Source organism: Paraburkholderia azotifigens, assembly GCF_007995085.1.
Lineage (GTDB): Bacteria > Pseudomonadota > Gammaproteobacteria > Burkholderiales > Burkholderiaceae > Paraburkholderia > Paraburkholderia azotifigens.
In genome coordinates, this window is sequence record NZ_VOQS01000001.1 from 3,508,038 (window position 1) to 3,522,263 (window position 14,226).

Here is a 14,226-nt window from a genome sequence, read left to right on the forward strand (position 1 = left end):
TGGCCGAAGCGGGTGTGCGCCGTGAAAAGGTGGCGCTTTCCAGCGGGTGCAAGCCCCGCCCGGCAACCGCTCCAGCCGGAAGCAACCGGAGCAGCTATGGAGGCAACGAAGTGGCTGAAGCCTTCGGTGATGCGTGTCACAAATTGGTGACAGCGCGAGTGTGCAGGCCGTAACGCGAGTGAACGCCGAGCAAACCTCGAAAAGGTCGATGCGCAGGCCGACCCGACAACCCTATCGGGGAAGGTTGATACGGCTGGGTGAATGAGCACGCTGGACGCCCAGTCGCTGCGCCGGGGTAGTGGCGACAGCATGTACACAAGGAAAGCGTACGCAACACGGGAAGTCCCTTGGCGTGGTCAGGGATGACCAACCGGACGCCCGCGAGGGACAGGCCGGGCGCCTTGGGATGACGGAGAGGCCCGTATTACCGATGAAGCCGGTGTAATGCTGGTGGAGGGAAGGGGCCTCAGTTCAGGACAGACGCAATACGTGGTGAGGACGTGGAGATTGGGCAACCTATCAACTCCGATTCGTGTTCAGAAGCTGCAGATGGCGTTACACGCGAAAGCGAAGGCAGAAGCCGGGTACCGCTTCTACGCGCTGTACGACAAGATCTATCGCGAGGATGTGCTGGCGCATGCGTACGCCCAGTGTCGCTCGAACAGGGGCGCGCCGGGTGTCGATCGGCAGGACTTCGCAGAGGACGAAGCGTACGGGGTGCAGAAGTGGCTCGGCGAACTGGCGCTTGCGCTCAGGCAGGAGACTTACCGGCCGGACCCTATCAGAAGAGTGTTTATCCCGAAGGCCAATGGCAAGCTGAGGCCGCTGGGCATCTCAACCCTGCGGGATCGGGTGTGCATGACAGCAGCGATGCTGGTGCTCGAACCGATCTTCGAAGCGGACCTTCCGCCAGAGCAGTACGCTTACCGCCCGGGGCGAAATGCCCAGCAAGCGGTAATCGAGGTGGAGGAGCGGCTGCATCGAGGGCAAACGGATGTCGTTGACGCCGACCTCGCGGACTACTTCGGAAGTATTCCCCACGCCGAATTGATGTTGTCGCTCGCGCGGCGCATCGTTGATCGGCGTGTGCTGCATCTGATCAGGATGTGGCTGGAATGCCCCGTTGAAGAAACCGATACCCGAGGCCGGAAGACACGCACGACGGAGGCCAGAGATAGCAGGCACGGCATTCCGCAGGGGTCTCCCATCTCACCACTGCTGGCGAATATCTACATGCGTCGGTTTGTGCTGGCATGGAAGAAGCTCGGACTTCCGCGCAGTCTTGGCAGTCGCATCGTGACCTATGCGGATGATCTTGTGATCCTGTGCAAACAAGGCAAGGCCGAAGAGGCGTTGCTGAAACTGCGCGAGATCATGGGCAAACTGAAGCTGACGGTCAACGAGGAGAAGACACGCATCTGCAAGGTGCCGGAAGGCACATTCGACTTCCTGGGTTACACGTTTGGGCGGCTGTACTCGGCCACGACTGGGCAGGCCCGCATGGGCATGCGTCCGTCGAAGAAGAGTATCCGTCGCATGGTCGAGAAGATTCATGCGATGACTGCCCTCAAGATGGTATGGCAGTAGACCACGGAGCTGGTGGGCAAGTTGAACCGCACGCTGCGCGGCTGGGCGAACTACTTCAGTGTAGGCACGGACAGACGCGCGTATCGGGCGCTCGACAACTACACCGCTGCGCGGTTGCGTCGGTGGTTATGCAACAAGTACAAAGCCAGGCGAAGCAGGCGCGGGGGCTATCCACGCCCGCACCTCTACAAGCACTTCGGTCTTGTGCGTCTGACGGGGCCTTGGGTGTAACGTGCCGTGTACGAAGGCGTGATGTCTTGTCCGAGAGCCGGATGCGGGAGATCTGCATGCCCGGTTCGATGAGCGGGGTGTGGAAACTGGGTTAAGGCGAGGTTACTCGGGCACCGCCAGACGAAAGGGGCGGCAACAGACAAACCGAACCTACCGCTACCGCGCCACATCTCGACTCTACCGTACACGGTTCGACGGGCGACGCTCCACCGGGGAGCTTGCGCGCGACGGGACGACCGGCAAGCCGCGGCCAGGAAGATACCTTCGTCAGATGCGTCGCTAGGACATTGAGACGGTAGCTCGACTCAGCAACGGGTCATTCGATTGTCTAGCGCTTGGCGACGCCGCTGCTTCCACCGCCGTCACTACAGCCGGCGAGCAATGCAACAATCAGCGCCGCGCAAATGCGGCGTGGGCAGTCATGGGCCTCATGGGTCATCCCCACAATCATTGATGCCAGGACTCTTTCCGTTGACGCGACGGTTGTATCTTCCAGGCCACGCACAGGCAGACAAGCGTCGGATGCCTGCAGTGATGTAGCCCGACTCTTCTTGCGAGGTTGCTACATAAATTGAAAGCCCGATGCCGGATTGGATGTGGCCGCAATCGTCGCGACGATTGTCGATGATCGCAATGCCACGGTGACCTGTCGCACAGGGAGAGCCCACTCTTCCACCGGAGTTTACTTACTTGGCGGCCAGTCGATGGCGTAGTGTAAATGTACAGACCACGGTCGTAATAACCGCCGGAAAAACCGTCATCATGCACCCGGTGACGTGCACCGTCACAAAGCCCGATTACGCCCACACACCCAACATTCACTAAACGTCGTTTGGGAAAGCGCATGGAGAGATAGTTGGGAGGATTCAATCCTCAAGCAGAAATCCATTCCTCGAAACTCTGCCGGGTCTGCTTCGCGATTTCGAACTGCATCGGTCGTTGAGTCAAGTCTCGTTCGAATCGCCGAGATTTCACGAAGCTTCAATGTCAACCTACTTTCCAACGGTCGGCAGGACCGTGTGTGCGGGGCGAGTTCGAGGGCAGAATTCTTCGGATGGCATTCGCGGCAAATCAGTCAGGCACGCAGATGAGCCGGGCATGCCGGCGGTTTCTGTCGCGTCAGAGTGTCATAACCCGGGGCGTCCCGGTCGACCGGGAAGCCCTATCGACGAAAGTACGTCTCGGGCCTGCGAGAAGCCTCTCTCGGGATAGCGCTCAAAAATGCGGTTGAACTCTGCGATGAGTCGTCGCGCCCGCTCTGGCATCGGAGCGTCGGAATCCACCGTCAACGCGGTCTGTCCGAACCTCACCGGTCCGGCTTTGAGCATGGCGATCAACGCGGCCTTCGCGCCGCCGCCCTGAAACAGTTCGACGCCGTACGAACGGATCAGGGCACGCACGATTGCTTCGGCAGCGGGCGTAAGTGGCGGCATGGCCTCAACGAGACGCAGTTGCGGTGAACGTGCGTCCGACGCGGTGAAGCGCCCGATATTGTCGACATCGGCTTTCAGGCGCTGCACCGGCAAATTTACGCTGAAGAGCAGGAACTTGATGCGTTCATAAAGCTCGGTTTCCAGCGGGGCGATGATTCCAATGTCTGTCATTTCTTTTTCCCTCGTGCTGACGTGAGCCAGGATGCAGTGCAATTCGACGCTGCATGCTGGCCGCCGCTAGATCCGCCGGACGTACCGTTCGGACACGACTGAACGTTGCTGAATCCATGCAATAGCGAGTTCCAGCGCTTCATTGCGCGCCTCCTGCGCGTAGCAGAAATCTCCATCGACGCCGAGCGTACGTGTCTCGCCGGCCCGGTCGGTGACAACGGCCGCGGCTGCATAGCGTCCGGTCGGGCCAAGGATTACGACTGGCCGTACCTCACACCCGTGATACTCCAGAACTTTCTCCGTGTGCATACAACACCTCCGGCAAGGTATGGCGCCGCGACCGGAGCTCGCGTGCGACGCCTGACTGGCGGGGCAGTCCTGTGTTGCGATCGCGCGACCACTCATCCCGTTCGTCCCGGCATTACGATGCCCGTTGTGCGCGCGCCCGGCGCACGCGTCGTCTTCGGGCGTTTCCGACTTTCGTTGCCGTGCCGACCTCCGGACGTGTCGTCCGGGTGCAGCGCGTCGAGGAACGTTCTGCCCTTTCCGGTCAGGTGCGCGCGGCGCGCGCCCGAGGGGCAATGTTCCAGCATGACCAGCTGGCGTTCGAGCAGCGCGTCAAGCTCGGCGCGATGCATGTCGAGCTGGTCCGGCGCCTGACGGACCAGCATAAGGGTCGCAAATTCGTGCGGAGTGAGCATTTCCGTCTCCCGTAGAACAGGGCCCGGATAACACGGGCGCGGTACAGAAAAAGGACGCATAGTGTAGGCCGTACAAGGGCCGTGCCGTCGGGCAGCGTGGCGCTTTCGTGCGAGCAGGTGCCCGGGCGAAGCCAGGTCCTCGAGCCAAGTGGTCACTGCCGGGGCGATTGCCTGGCCCGGCGAAAACGCCGTGCTGCCGACACTGTCGTCGGCGTTATCGATGTGGGGGCGGGTGGAGGAGGCGCTGCGCGTCTCGCCTAGGCCCCGCGGTGGCACGCCAAGACATTGGCTTTTCGACCGTGCAGGCGATCGAAGTCGCTGCGCAGGTCGGTGCTAAATAAAAGGTCATGACTGGCTCCCTCAAGCCACTGAGGCTACTTAAGCCGGGGTCTCTCACGACGACGAACCGGACCACGCGCTCCAGTCCGCCCGTCGGTAGAGAAGCTCCGCCGGCAAACAGATCGAAACACGCAGCGCTTATCGCGACTGCCTGAGCGATGCATAAAATAGCGCAAGCAACGGAAAATTCAAGAGGCTCTGCAACATGTCTCACGGGAGGCTTTATGGACCTTTTCGCTACGCTTCATGACCAGATCAAGAGCGTGCGCCTGCCGCTCTTTGCCGTCACAGTCACGGTGGCGGCTCGGGTGAATACGCCACTCGTTGCAATACTTCACTGGCACGGTTTCCGGCGCGCGACTCCGCTCGTACTGCCTGGCGTCGACATACCGCCAAGGCCGGTTCCCGGCTCGGCGCTCCAGCTTGACACGTCGTGGCGGAGCTTCGAGACCGTAGATGCCATCCTGCTCGACGCCGCATGGCAATTCGGCGCCTGGGACCTTGAACGCGTCGAGCGGCGTGGCTGCGACGTGATTGGCGCAAGCGCAAGCGAAGCGCTCGCATGCCGTCAGGCGTTTGGTGACTATGGAGAAGATGTGGCGCGTGGCCCGCAGCTCCTTGCCGACGACACCGACCGCTTCGAACTGATGCGGCTTGCTGCCCGCAAAGGCTACCTTCGCTGGCTGTTCAGGCCGATCAAGGGCGGCCTGTGGAGCGCCCTCGAGGAACCGGACGACACGCTCGAGGCCGACGGCGGACGCCGGCCACCGTGCCCCGTGCCGGCTGCGCCGCGTCGCGGTGACGGACACGGGCGGACTGTTTATCGCCTTGGTGCCGTCAATCACATCATCCTGTCACGCTGAAACTTTTTGTTACAAACTGTGCAGTTTTCGCCCTCTTGAAGAGCGTGTCGGCCGCCTCTATTTCGCTTTCCGCCAGTCACTGGCACGGCTGCCCTGCGGCGCTTCGCGCGGCGTCGCCTGGTAGCCGGATTCCCTTATTGGTGATCCTTTATCGCTCAGGAGATGGAAATGCAGATTCGTCCCCTCTACGACCGGGTTATCGTCAAGCGAATCGAGACGCAGCGGACGACAGCCTCGGGCATCGTGATTCCGGACTCAGCCGCCGAGAAACCCGAACAGGGTGAAGTCGTTGCGGTCGGCAGCGGCCGCCTGTTGCAGGATGGAACGCTGCGCGCGCTACAGCTGAAAGTCGGGGACCAGGTTTTATTCGGCAAATACGCAGGCCAGACTGTCAAGGTCGATGGCGAAGAACTGCTTGTCATGCGTGAGGAAGACGTCATGGGCGTCCTCGAAGCCGATACGGTCGCCCGCAAGGCGGCCTGAAAGCTTGGTCCGTAGCGGACACAGTCCGCTACACCTTAACGACTTTTATCTGGAGCAGCAAAATGAGTGCAAAAGACGTCAGGTTCCATGACAGCGCCCGCACCCGTATCGTCAAGGGCGTGAATGTCCTCGCAGACGCCGTGAAAGTCACGCTCGGACCGAAAGGCCGCAATGTTCTGCTTGAGCGCAGCTTCGGCGCGCCGACCATTACCAAAGATGGTGTCTCGGTTGCGAAGGAAATCGAGCTGAAGGACCGCTTCGAAAACATGGGCGCACAGATCGTGAAGCAGGTCGCATCGAAGACTGCAGACGTGGCGGGCGATGGTACGACCACTGCAACTGTGCTCGCACAGGCGATCGTGCAGGAAGGGATGAAGCATGTGGCCGCTGGGCTCAATCCGATGGATCTGAAGCGCGGTATCGACAAGGCGGTAAGCGCCGTACTGGATGAACTGCGCAAGCAGTCGAAGAAGATTTCGACGAATCGGGAGATTGCGCAGGTAGGTTCTATTTCGGCCAACTCCGATGAGGCGATCGGCAAGATCATCGCCGACGCAATGGAGAAGGTCGGCAAGGAAGGCGTCATCACGGTCGAGGACGGCAAGTCGCTTGAGAACGAACTCGATGTGGTTGAGGGCATGCAGTTCGATCGCGGCTACATCAGCCCGTATTTCATCAACGATCCCGACAGGCAGGCCGCGTATCTCGACGACGCCCTGATCCTGCTGCACGACAAGAAGATCTCGAACATCCGTGATCTGCTTCCCGTGCTCGAAGCGACATCCAAGGCGGGCAAGCCCCTGCTGATCGTAGCAGAAGATATCGACGGCGAGGCGCTGGCCACGCTCGTGGTGAACGCGATGCGCGGCATCCTCAAGGTCGCCGCCGTCAAGGCACCGGGCTTCGGCGACAGGCGCAAGGCGATACTGGAAGATATTGCCATCCTGACTGGCGGCGCCGTCATTTCGGAAGAAACGGGCAAACAGCTCGAGAAGGCAACGCTCGAAGATCTCGGTCGCGCAAAGCGCGTCGAAGTGCGCAAGGACGACACGATCATCATCGATGGCGCGGGCGACGCAAAGCGCATTGAAGCACGCGTGAAATCGATCCGCGTGCAGATCGACGAGGCGACGAGCGACTATGACCGTGAGAGGCTGCAGGAACGCGTGGCCAAGCTGGCGGGCGGCGTGGCCGTTATCAAGGTCGGCGCAGCAACCGAAGTCGAGATGAAGGAGAAAAAGGACCGTGTTGACGACGCGCTGCATGCCACGCGCGCGGCGGTCGAGGAAGGCATCGTGCCCGGCGGTGGCGTGGCGCTGCTGCGTGCGCGAGCGGCGGTGAGCAGCCTGCAGGGCGCCAACAGCGATCAGGATGCGGGCATCCAGATCGTGCTGCGCGCGCTCGAAGCGCCATTGCGAGTCATCGCATCAAACGCTGGCGACGAACCCTCGGTGGTGATTGCGAAGGTGCTCGAAGGCAAGGGCAATTTTGGCTACAACGCGGCCACGGGCGAATACGGCGATCTTGTCGAGGCGGGCGTGGTCGACCCCACGAAGGTCGCGCGCACGGCGCTTCAGAACGCCGCGTCGATAGCCGGGCTGATCCTGACGACGGATGCAACCGTCGCTGACGCCCCGAAGGACGAAAAGCCTGCGCCTGCCGCACCGGAGCTCGAGTATTGATGAAGTCGTAAGGTACTACTGCGAGCGCCTGTCGGGCAGCCGCCGCGACGGGCGCACTCCCTTTCGGCGCTGCCACCGTCTCCGTCATGCGGCGCCGCTTTTCCCTCGGGCCGGATATGAAGCTGCAACTTCTGATTGACTCGAAGCCGCTGGACATTGAGATCGACGACGTCGTCGCGGGACTGCTTGCCGTGCGGCTTGACCTGCCCGCCAACGCGGACCAGCAGGCTGCGCTCGCCCGTTACCTGAGCGAAAAGGGCGCGCCATGGATCCTCGACGAGGATCATATGCGCAGGCGCATTCTTCGCCGCCTCATTCTGGACATCGCCGATCCGGCGCTGATCATCCGCCATCTGATGACTGAAGAATGAACGGCGGCGACGCGCAGTGGCGCGGTGTTATCAGGTGTGCATGTCACGACCAACGTCCTGCTGACCCGCAAAACAGATATCAGGATGTCCCGCGCTTCCCGCTCGCCCTGCTCGCCAAAAACGCTTCCTGCCGGCGTGCTCGGTAGGGACTACCTCAAGTATTCGCAACTCTCGATTCCCGATGAGCTTCTCGCCAGGGCGTTCCTCGACGACGCAGCGTTGGAGGAAGCAATGGCCGCCATCCGTCGCGGGTCAATGCGCGGAGAGCGGCCGGCGATGAAGGTCTTCTTTGATGGCTGCAAGTTCTGGCTCGCCAGTCACTTTCACCGCTACGACGTCGCCCGCAAGCTCGGCGCCCGTCATCAGGAATTCTGGTGTGAAATCCAACCAGGCTCGAAGGGGACGCTTTGCAGTATGTGTCGACGAGCGCCGCTAGTGGCATGCGGTCGCGTTGCGACCACTCCTGCCCGGCTGGGTGACTGGCTCCGATGGCGGAGCCATGGTATCGGGAGACTTCGCCCTGTCATGCCCGCCTGTCCTGTCCTTGCGCACGAATCTGAACGGGTTCGACTTTTGCAGATCGATATCCATGGTTTTCTCCGTTCCAGGACCCGACCTGTTTTGTGCAAGCCCTCCGCTGTCGCCAGCGCACGTGCGGACGGAGCGCCAAAAACGCCACGATCGACGAGTTTCACGACGTACTCGAACGCAGCCCGCCGTGCTTCATCCGCGCTCGACCGGCGCTCGCCGAAGCGCGGTAGATGTCAGTCGGCCAGTACAGTACCTCCCGTTTCGACGCGCCCGACGGCGACCTGGCCGTCGGGCGATGATGTGCTCGACACGATGTGCCGCACAGGGACCGTGCAGATAAGGACCTCAAACCCTTTCCCACGAATGGCATGTTTCTTCAGACATCGAACCTCCCATTTCAGGCTGGTGTGGTGGCCGCGCCAGGCTGCCACCACCCAAAACCGTTCGGCCGCTGGCATATCAGCCGGTTTTGACTTCGATGCGCCGTGGGCGCGCGTCCTCGCGACGCGGGATCGTCAACTTCAGAACGCCGTCCTGCAGGCTCGCCTCGATCTTCGACGTGTCGAAGTCGGGTACCAGCGTGAAAGTGCGGGCGAAGCGCGGTTCGCGCACTTCGGCATGCTGCAGGCGCAAATTGGCGGGCGTCGGCACGACTGCTTCAGCCTCGATCGAGAGGCTGCCGTCGTGCACCCGCACATCCAGCTTGTCTCTGGTGACGCCGGGCAAATCGGCCCATAGCGTGACGCCCTGGCCATCCTCAAAGATGTCGACGGCCGGCGTAATCGTCATGCGACGGGTGGACTGTTCGCCGTCCCGGCGCGCGGGCGCGGACAGGTCGCGTCGCGTGACTTCGGTAGTGTCGTTCATGACGGGCTCCCGTGGTTACCGGACGGAAATGGCGCGTGGCTTGGACGATTCGCGCTTGCCGACAGTGATCATCAGGCAACCGTTTTCATAACGGGCCTGCACCTTGTCGGGGTCCGCCGTCTGCGGCAGTTCGATGACGCGCCGGAAGGCACCGGTGAAGCGCTCCTGCGCATAGACGCGGGTGTCATCGCTTAAGTCCTGCCGGGACGGTTTGCGCTCGCCGCTGATGCTCAGCACGCCCTTGTCGATTGACACGTCGAGCCCGGCGGCGTCGACGCCCGGCGCGAAGGCAACGATCTCGATGGAGTCGTCGGTCGCACCGATATTGATGGCTGGGAAGGTGCCAAAGCGGCTCGCGCGGAGGCTGGACGGGAAGGTGTTGAACAGACCGGCCATCTGCCGCTGCAGCCGGTCGAATTCGCTGAAAAGGTCGGTGCCGGAATTGAGATCGCTCATGATGTTTTCCTCCTCGAATCACGCATGGAGGCGAACGGGCCTACGCGCTCCAGTTCGCCTGCCAGCGTCGGCAAACAAATCGAAACACGCAGCGCGCGGCGTCTAGGACAACCAGGGGCCGCGCGTCTGCCTGAGCGAAACCTAAGATAGGTCCTCCAACGAATTTTGCAAGGGGCTCGAGCTTGAAAATTTCTGAGCCGCTCCTATCATCGCCGACGAGGCATTTGAGGAAAGGAGGACGATCATGGAATTCGATACAGACTGGTTGACGCTGGGCCCGCACCGCGTGCGGCTGCGCTCCACCAAGGGCTTTCCCACGGAGGCCATGCGCAAGGCGGTGGAGATCGTGCGTATCGCAGTCGACAACAACATGAGCGCCCGTGCGCGCCTGGTCGAAGTGGTCTGCCGGCAGGAAAAGATCTACGAGGCCACGATCGGCACCACCGTTCCAAAGGACAAGATCTGTGCGCCGCAACTCGAAACTTACATTGCGGGCGTGCTGGGTCTGCCATCGGACCACATCAACCTGATCGTCACGACGGTGGAACAGTCCGAGGTGGATCTCCACTTTGGCGTGTATGAAAGAATGCTGGCCGAGAAACTGGGCACGGCGCCGCCGATTCAGTGACACGGGACGCCTCCAGAGTGCCGTGCGGCCGACATACTGGACGGTGGCATCCATGAATCTGAAGGTGTCCAATGTGCCTTGAAATTTTTAATCAGTGAAGCTAAGTTATATCCAGCTCAGGCAGTGTGCCCAATGATCCACTGATAGCACACTGCGTGTTTCGATTTGTTTGCCCGGCAGCATGGCAGGCGAACTGGAGCGCGCAAGCCCGTTCTCTTCCCTGCTGCCTACAAAGGAGAAGACGATGAGCAACCTTCATTCACGTCCGGACTCCCCTCTGTTCGAACGCCGGCACCGCACGACAGTCTTCGTTGCCGATGCTCTGCGGCCCTGCTGGGAACGCGCCGATCGCATGCTCCGTGCATGGGGCGATGCGATGCGAGCCGCCATCCGACGGGCGACGTTGTTTATGCGCGGCCGCTAGTGGTCGGGCAAGGCATGCGTCAAAATTTCACCACGCTGGCGGATACGCAGTTGCCGCATGCTCGCATAGCCGTCGGGCGAAAGCGGCTTGAACCACTTGATGGCGGGTGATCCGATGAAGCCGGTAAAAACCGAACAGCGCAACGGATACGACATTCGTATCAGAACGCTCCCCGTGCACGACATGCGCAATGCGCCCGGCGCGGCGGCCCCTATGGCAGTGGGCCATGCGGCGTTCGTGCAGATAGCCCGCGATGGTGAAATCTACGTGGACTGGCATCTGCCGCGGAATTACAAAGGCAGCGCCAGCCGCGACGAGGCCGAAGCGCAGGCGCTGGACTACGCAGTCAGGCTGGTGGAGCGTCGCCCGTTTGACGGGCCCGTCCCGAAGTTTCCGGAGGTGGTCCGGGCGGCCAGGCAAGGTGAGTAGAGGTGCGCAGCTGCAAAGGAGGTCACGATGGAACTTCACCTGAGGCGACGCGATAGTCGGCACCCGCCCTGACGACAGCGCCGCGGCAGCGCGGAAACATGGGCTATGCGGACGTGCAGTCCAAGAAAGGCAACAGCGATGGTTGGACTCGATCACGGGCATCCGGCCGACCGGAGCAGGCTGATCAAGCGATTGATGCCGGGTTCAGTGATGAAGAAAGGGTAGGTAACGGTATTCTGCCCACGGGCATGCCGGCAGGGCGCGCGCCTCCGCCTGACTCCCGTGGAAAAAGGCGATGGTATGAGGTTCTTTGCCATGAACAGACGGTCATTCGCAGTACTCGCGGCGCTAGCAACGATCGCGAGCTCAGGCTTTGAGGGCGCGTCGGCGGCCAGCCAACCGCTGCTGACACTTCCACTGGAGCGCGATATCTGGCTCACGGGGACGATCCAGCGCGGCAACGGCACACTTGCGCAAGGGGACTATACGACCATCATGCTGGACCGGACGTCGACGTCGCCCTGCGACGACAGGGCAGTGACCAACATCCTGCTCGGCGAAAGGGGCACGCCGGCGCCTACGCTGCTGCTGCCGTATCTGAACCAGCGGGTCGCCGTCCGGGGCCGCGTCATCTGTCCCGGCTCGGGTATCCAGTTTGCACCGCAACCCGACGACGTGTTTCCGGTCTGGTGAGGCGCGAGTCGTTCCCGCATCGGGCAAGGGATGAATGCACGACCGAAGTAGGGGAAGCGCATGGCGAAGAACTTCCGATGTGGGAAAACGTGAACACCTGCGCTGTCTGCCGGAGACTGGCCGGCCAGTCTTGCGAGACAGCGACGGATGATGTCGGCGGCGCCGTCTGTCCGACACCTCGCGATGTGGCTCGTGGACGTGCGTGCTGAGAGCAGGCAGGGGCGAAGTCGCGGCTTCAGCGAAAGTGAGCATGTCCGGTTTTCCTGCGAGACTGCAGCGGAGAATGTGATGAACAACGACCTGAAAAAGTGGAATCCATTCAAGTTCCTGCGTGGAGCGGGTCGCCAGTCCGACATCGGCAGCGCTGAAGGCCCGTTGGCTAGCGACCAGTGGCGCATGCCGTTGCGTGCAGTTGAAGAGTTCTTGCACGATCCGTTTGCTGGGTGTGGTGTGGTCGAACGATGGTTTGGCGACTTCAGTTCATCGCGCTTCCGGCCGCGCATCGACGTGGTAGATGAGGGGCCGGTGCTGCGTGTAACCGCCGAGCTGCCAGGAATGGAGCGGGAGGATTTGAACGTTACTGTGGAGGACGGAGCGCTCGTATTACGGGGCAAGAAAACGCAGGACGTGCGCAGCGGGGAGAACGGCTGTTATCGGCTTGAACGCGACCATGGAAGCTTCGTACGCACCATCCCGATGCCAGACGACACCGACCCCGACCGCGCCCTGGCGAAGTTCGACAACGGCGTGCTTACGTTGACCGTACCGAAATTGGATGCGTTGCGAACCACGGGTCGCAGGATTGATATCTGCTAGACGCTGCAAGGGCCGCCGGCAGCGGATAGGCATTGGGTAGCCCGGGTCGTTAGCTCAGCTGGTAGAGCAGCGGACTTTTAATCCGTTGGTCACTGGTTCGAATCCAGTACGGCCTACCACGCCCAGCGCCGGAGGTGAAGGAATAGGCAGATGTTGAATAGTTGCAATACGGGCGATGCGGTGCCCACTACGCCCCATGCGCGCGGTGAGCGGAGCCGGCGCGTTACTGGTGGCCGCAGAGACCGTCGCGATTACTGCGGCGGACCGGGCTGCGATGAAATGCTCGGACCACGTGCGCCGTTGCGCTACTCGATTTGTCCTTGAGTGATATAACGAAATGACCGTTCCACTCAAATATCTGCCCTTCCGACCTCGACGGCGCGACCGTCTGAACGGGTCGACTTCGGTCTGCCATCGTCCAGACACAACGGGACTGCCGTGATAAAGGCATTTGCTAACTTAGCAAAAAGTGATGGGAATTGGCCGCCAGTGCGCTCGCGTCAGTTAGCACCGTCGACAGCGGTAGGGCGGCCCATGACTCTCTTGAAGCCTTCGGTCAGGTAAGCCGCGGATCGCCCGGCGGCTCAACACCTTATTCAGATGCGGATGTCAAGAGGCCATCCCCACTGCGAATTCACGGTATGTGTGCAGCGGGCGGCCCAGGATCTCCGTGAGACGCGTGACATCGCCGGCCTCGGGGACCATGCCGTCGCTGACATAACGCTCGGCCATCAGGCGCATCTCATACGCCATCCAGTTGGGCAGGAAGGTCGCCAGGTTCTGCTCGAAGCCTGATGGATCGTCGCCGCCGTAGATGATGGGACGGCCCAGGACCTCGGACCAGATCGCGGCCAGCCCCGATCCCGTCAGCGTGTCAGGGCCGACGAGGTTGATGGTGTGGTTTGGCAGATTGGCCGCCGCCTCATTGCGGCGGATCAGTTCGATCGCCGCGACTTCCGCAATGTCGCGCACGTCGACCATCGCCACCCCCTTGCTGCCGATCGGCATCGGGTAGACGCCATGGTTGACAATCACATCCTTGACCATGAGTTCATTGTCCATGAAGTACGCAGGCCGCAGGATCGTGGCGCTGAAGCCCATCTCTCCGATCATCCGCTCGGCACCCGACTTCACCGAGAAGTGCGGCACATTCACGAAGCGCTCCGCGTGCATGACCGACAGATAGACCACGCGCTGTATGCCGGATTCACGCGCAACGTTCAGCGCGATGAGCGCTTTGGTGTATTCGTCCGCAGCGACGGCATTAAGCAGGAAAAGCGTGCGGACTCCGGCGAATGCGTTCCGAAGCGAATCGATGTCGAGCATATCTCCCTGGGCGACGCTTACGCCTGCCGGGAAAGTCGCCTTCGCGGGGTCGCGAACGAGCACGCGCATGTCGGCGCCGCGGTTGACGAGCTGATTGACGACCTGACGGCCGATTCGGCCGTTAGCGCCAGTAACGAGAATAGTCATGATGTTCACTCCTTCAGTGAGTTGCGTTGCCTCCAAGGTAAGTGATCC

Annotated in this window: 17 protein-coding genes and 1 tRNA gene; 11 read left to right on the top strand and 7 right to left on the bottom strand. The window is 61.5% G+C overall.

Annotated features, from left to right (window positions below):
- Nucleotides 1–507: 507 nt before the first annotated feature.
- Both FRZ40_RS15760 and FRZ40_RS45020 read left to right on the top strand, forming a co-directional pair.
- Nucleotides 508–1,587, top strand: a complete 1,080-nt coding sequence (locus tag FRZ40_RS15760; RefSeq protein WP_240057163.1) for a reverse transcriptase domain-containing protein — start codon at nucleotides 508–510, stop codon at nucleotides 1,585–1,587.
- A 12-nt stretch (nucleotides 1,588–1,599) separates the two neighbouring features.
- Nucleotides 1,600–1,818: a group II intron maturase-specific domain-containing protein gene (locus FRZ40_RS45020; protein ID WP_240057164.1), complete on the top strand. Its 219-nt coding sequence runs from the start codon at nucleotides 1,600–1,602 to the stop codon at nucleotides 1,816–1,818.
- 1,127 nt (nucleotides 1,819–2,945) lie between these two features.
- On the opposite strand, the gene FRZ40_RS15770 is transcribed toward FRZ40_RS45020, so the two are convergent.
- The 3 genes from FRZ40_RS15770 to FRZ40_RS15780 form a co-directional block, all read right to left on the bottom strand.
- Nucleotides 2,946–3,422 (bottom strand): hypothetical protein, encoded by a 477-nt coding sequence (locus tag FRZ40_RS15770; protein WP_147234643.1) that lies wholly within the window; start codon nucleotides 3,420–3,422, stop codon nucleotides 2,946–2,948.
- A gap of 66 nt (nucleotides 3,423–3,488) precedes the next feature.
- Nucleotides 3,489–3,731: a hypothetical protein gene (locus FRZ40_RS15775; RefSeq protein WP_147234644.1), complete on the bottom strand. Its 243-nt coding sequence runs from the start codon at nucleotides 3,729–3,731 to the stop codon at nucleotides 3,489–3,491.
- Between the two features lie 92 nt (nucleotides 3,732–3,823).
- Nucleotides 3,824–4,123, bottom strand: coding sequence for a hypothetical protein (locus FRZ40_RS15780; protein WP_240057165.1), 300 nt, complete (start codon nucleotides 4,121–4,123; stop codon nucleotides 3,824–3,826).
- Nucleotides 4,124–4,686: 563 nt separating this feature from the next.
- On the opposite strand from FRZ40_RS15780, the gene FRZ40_RS15785 reads away from it, so the two are divergent.
- The 4 genes from FRZ40_RS15785 to FRZ40_RS15800 all read left to right on the top strand — a co-directional run bounded on the left by FRZ40_RS15785 (nucleotide 4,687) and on the right by FRZ40_RS15800 (nucleotide 7,861).
- Entirely contained in the window at nucleotides 4,687–5,325 is a 639-nt protein-coding gene (locus FRZ40_RS15785; protein WP_147234645.1) for a diguanylate cyclase, read from the top strand.
- A gap of 168 nt (nucleotides 5,326–5,493) precedes the next feature.
- Complete coding sequence (locus FRZ40_RS15790) at nucleotides 5,494–5,808, top strand: co-chaperone GroES (RefSeq protein WP_147234646.1); 315 nt, start codon at nucleotides 5,494–5,496, stop codon at nucleotides 5,806–5,808.
- Nucleotides 5,809–5,870: 62 nt separating this feature from the next.
- Nucleotides 5,871–7,490, top strand: a complete 1,620-nt coding sequence (gene groL, locus FRZ40_RS15795) for a chaperonin GroEL (RefSeq protein ID WP_147234647.1) — start codon at nucleotides 5,871–5,873, stop codon at nucleotides 7,488–7,490.
- 116 nt (nucleotides 7,491–7,606) lie between these two features.
- A complete protein-coding gene (locus FRZ40_RS15800) occupies nucleotides 7,607–7,861 on the top strand; it encodes a hypothetical protein (RefSeq protein WP_147234841.1) in 255 nt (84 codons plus the stop codon).
- 252 nt (nucleotides 7,862–8,113) lie between these two features.
- Here FRZ40_RS15800 and FRZ40_RS45740 read toward each other — a convergent pair whose 3' ends face one another.
- The 3 genes from FRZ40_RS45740 to FRZ40_RS15810 all read right to left on the bottom strand — a co-directional run bounded on the left by FRZ40_RS45740 (nucleotide 8,114) and on the right by FRZ40_RS15810 (nucleotide 9,715).
- Entirely contained in the window at nucleotides 8,114–8,248 is a 135-nt protein-coding gene (locus FRZ40_RS45740) for a hypothetical protein (RefSeq protein ID WP_275671000.1), read from the bottom strand.
- Nucleotides 8,249–8,851: 603 nt separating this feature from the next.
- A complete protein-coding gene (locus FRZ40_RS15805; protein ID WP_147234648.1) occupies nucleotides 8,852–9,259 on the bottom strand; it encodes an Hsp20/alpha crystallin family protein in 408 nt (135 codons plus the stop codon).
- A gap of 15 nt (nucleotides 9,260–9,274) precedes the next feature.
- On the bottom strand, nucleotides 9,275–9,715 hold the full coding sequence (locus FRZ40_RS15810; protein WP_147234649.1) for an Hsp20/alpha crystallin family protein: 441 nt from the start codon (nucleotides 9,713–9,715) through the stop codon (nucleotides 9,275–9,277).
- Nucleotides 9,716–9,959: 244 nt separating this feature from the next.
- Here FRZ40_RS15810 and FRZ40_RS15815 point away from each other — a divergent pair, with 244 nt between their 5' ends.
- The 5 genes from FRZ40_RS15815 to FRZ40_RS15835 all read left to right on the top strand — a co-directional run bounded on the left by FRZ40_RS15815 (nucleotide 9,960) and on the right by FRZ40_RS15835 (nucleotide 12,824).
- Nucleotides 9,960–10,343, top strand: a complete 384-nt coding sequence (locus FRZ40_RS15815; protein WP_147234650.1) for a hypothetical protein — start codon at nucleotides 9,960–9,962, stop codon at nucleotides 10,341–10,343.
- Between the two features lie 511 nt (nucleotides 10,344–10,854).
- Nucleotides 10,855–11,196, top strand: coding sequence for a hypothetical protein (locus tag FRZ40_RS15820; RefSeq protein ID WP_240057166.1), 342 nt, complete (start codon nucleotides 10,855–10,857; stop codon nucleotides 11,194–11,196).
- A gap of 315 nt (nucleotides 11,197–11,511) precedes the next feature.
- Complete coding sequence (locus tag FRZ40_RS15825) at nucleotides 11,512–11,889, top strand: hypothetical protein (RefSeq protein WP_147234651.1); 378 nt, start codon at nucleotides 11,512–11,514, stop codon at nucleotides 11,887–11,889.
- A gap of 288 nt (nucleotides 11,890–12,177) precedes the next feature.
- Entirely contained in the window at nucleotides 12,178–12,705 is a 528-nt protein-coding gene (locus FRZ40_RS15830; RefSeq protein ID WP_147234652.1) for an Hsp20/alpha crystallin family protein, read from the top strand.
- 43 nt (nucleotides 12,706–12,748) lie between these two features.
- Nucleotides 12,749–12,824, top strand: a tRNA-Lys gene (locus FRZ40_RS15835).
- Nucleotides 12,825–13,314: 490 nt separating this feature from the next.
- On the opposite strand, the gene FRZ40_RS15840 is transcribed toward FRZ40_RS15835, so the two are convergent.
- Complete coding sequence (locus FRZ40_RS15840) at nucleotides 13,315–14,178, bottom strand: SDR family oxidoreductase (RefSeq protein WP_147234653.1); 864 nt, start codon at nucleotides 14,176–14,178, stop codon at nucleotides 13,315–13,317.
- Between the last annotated feature and the right edge of the window lie 48 nt (nucleotides 14,179–14,226).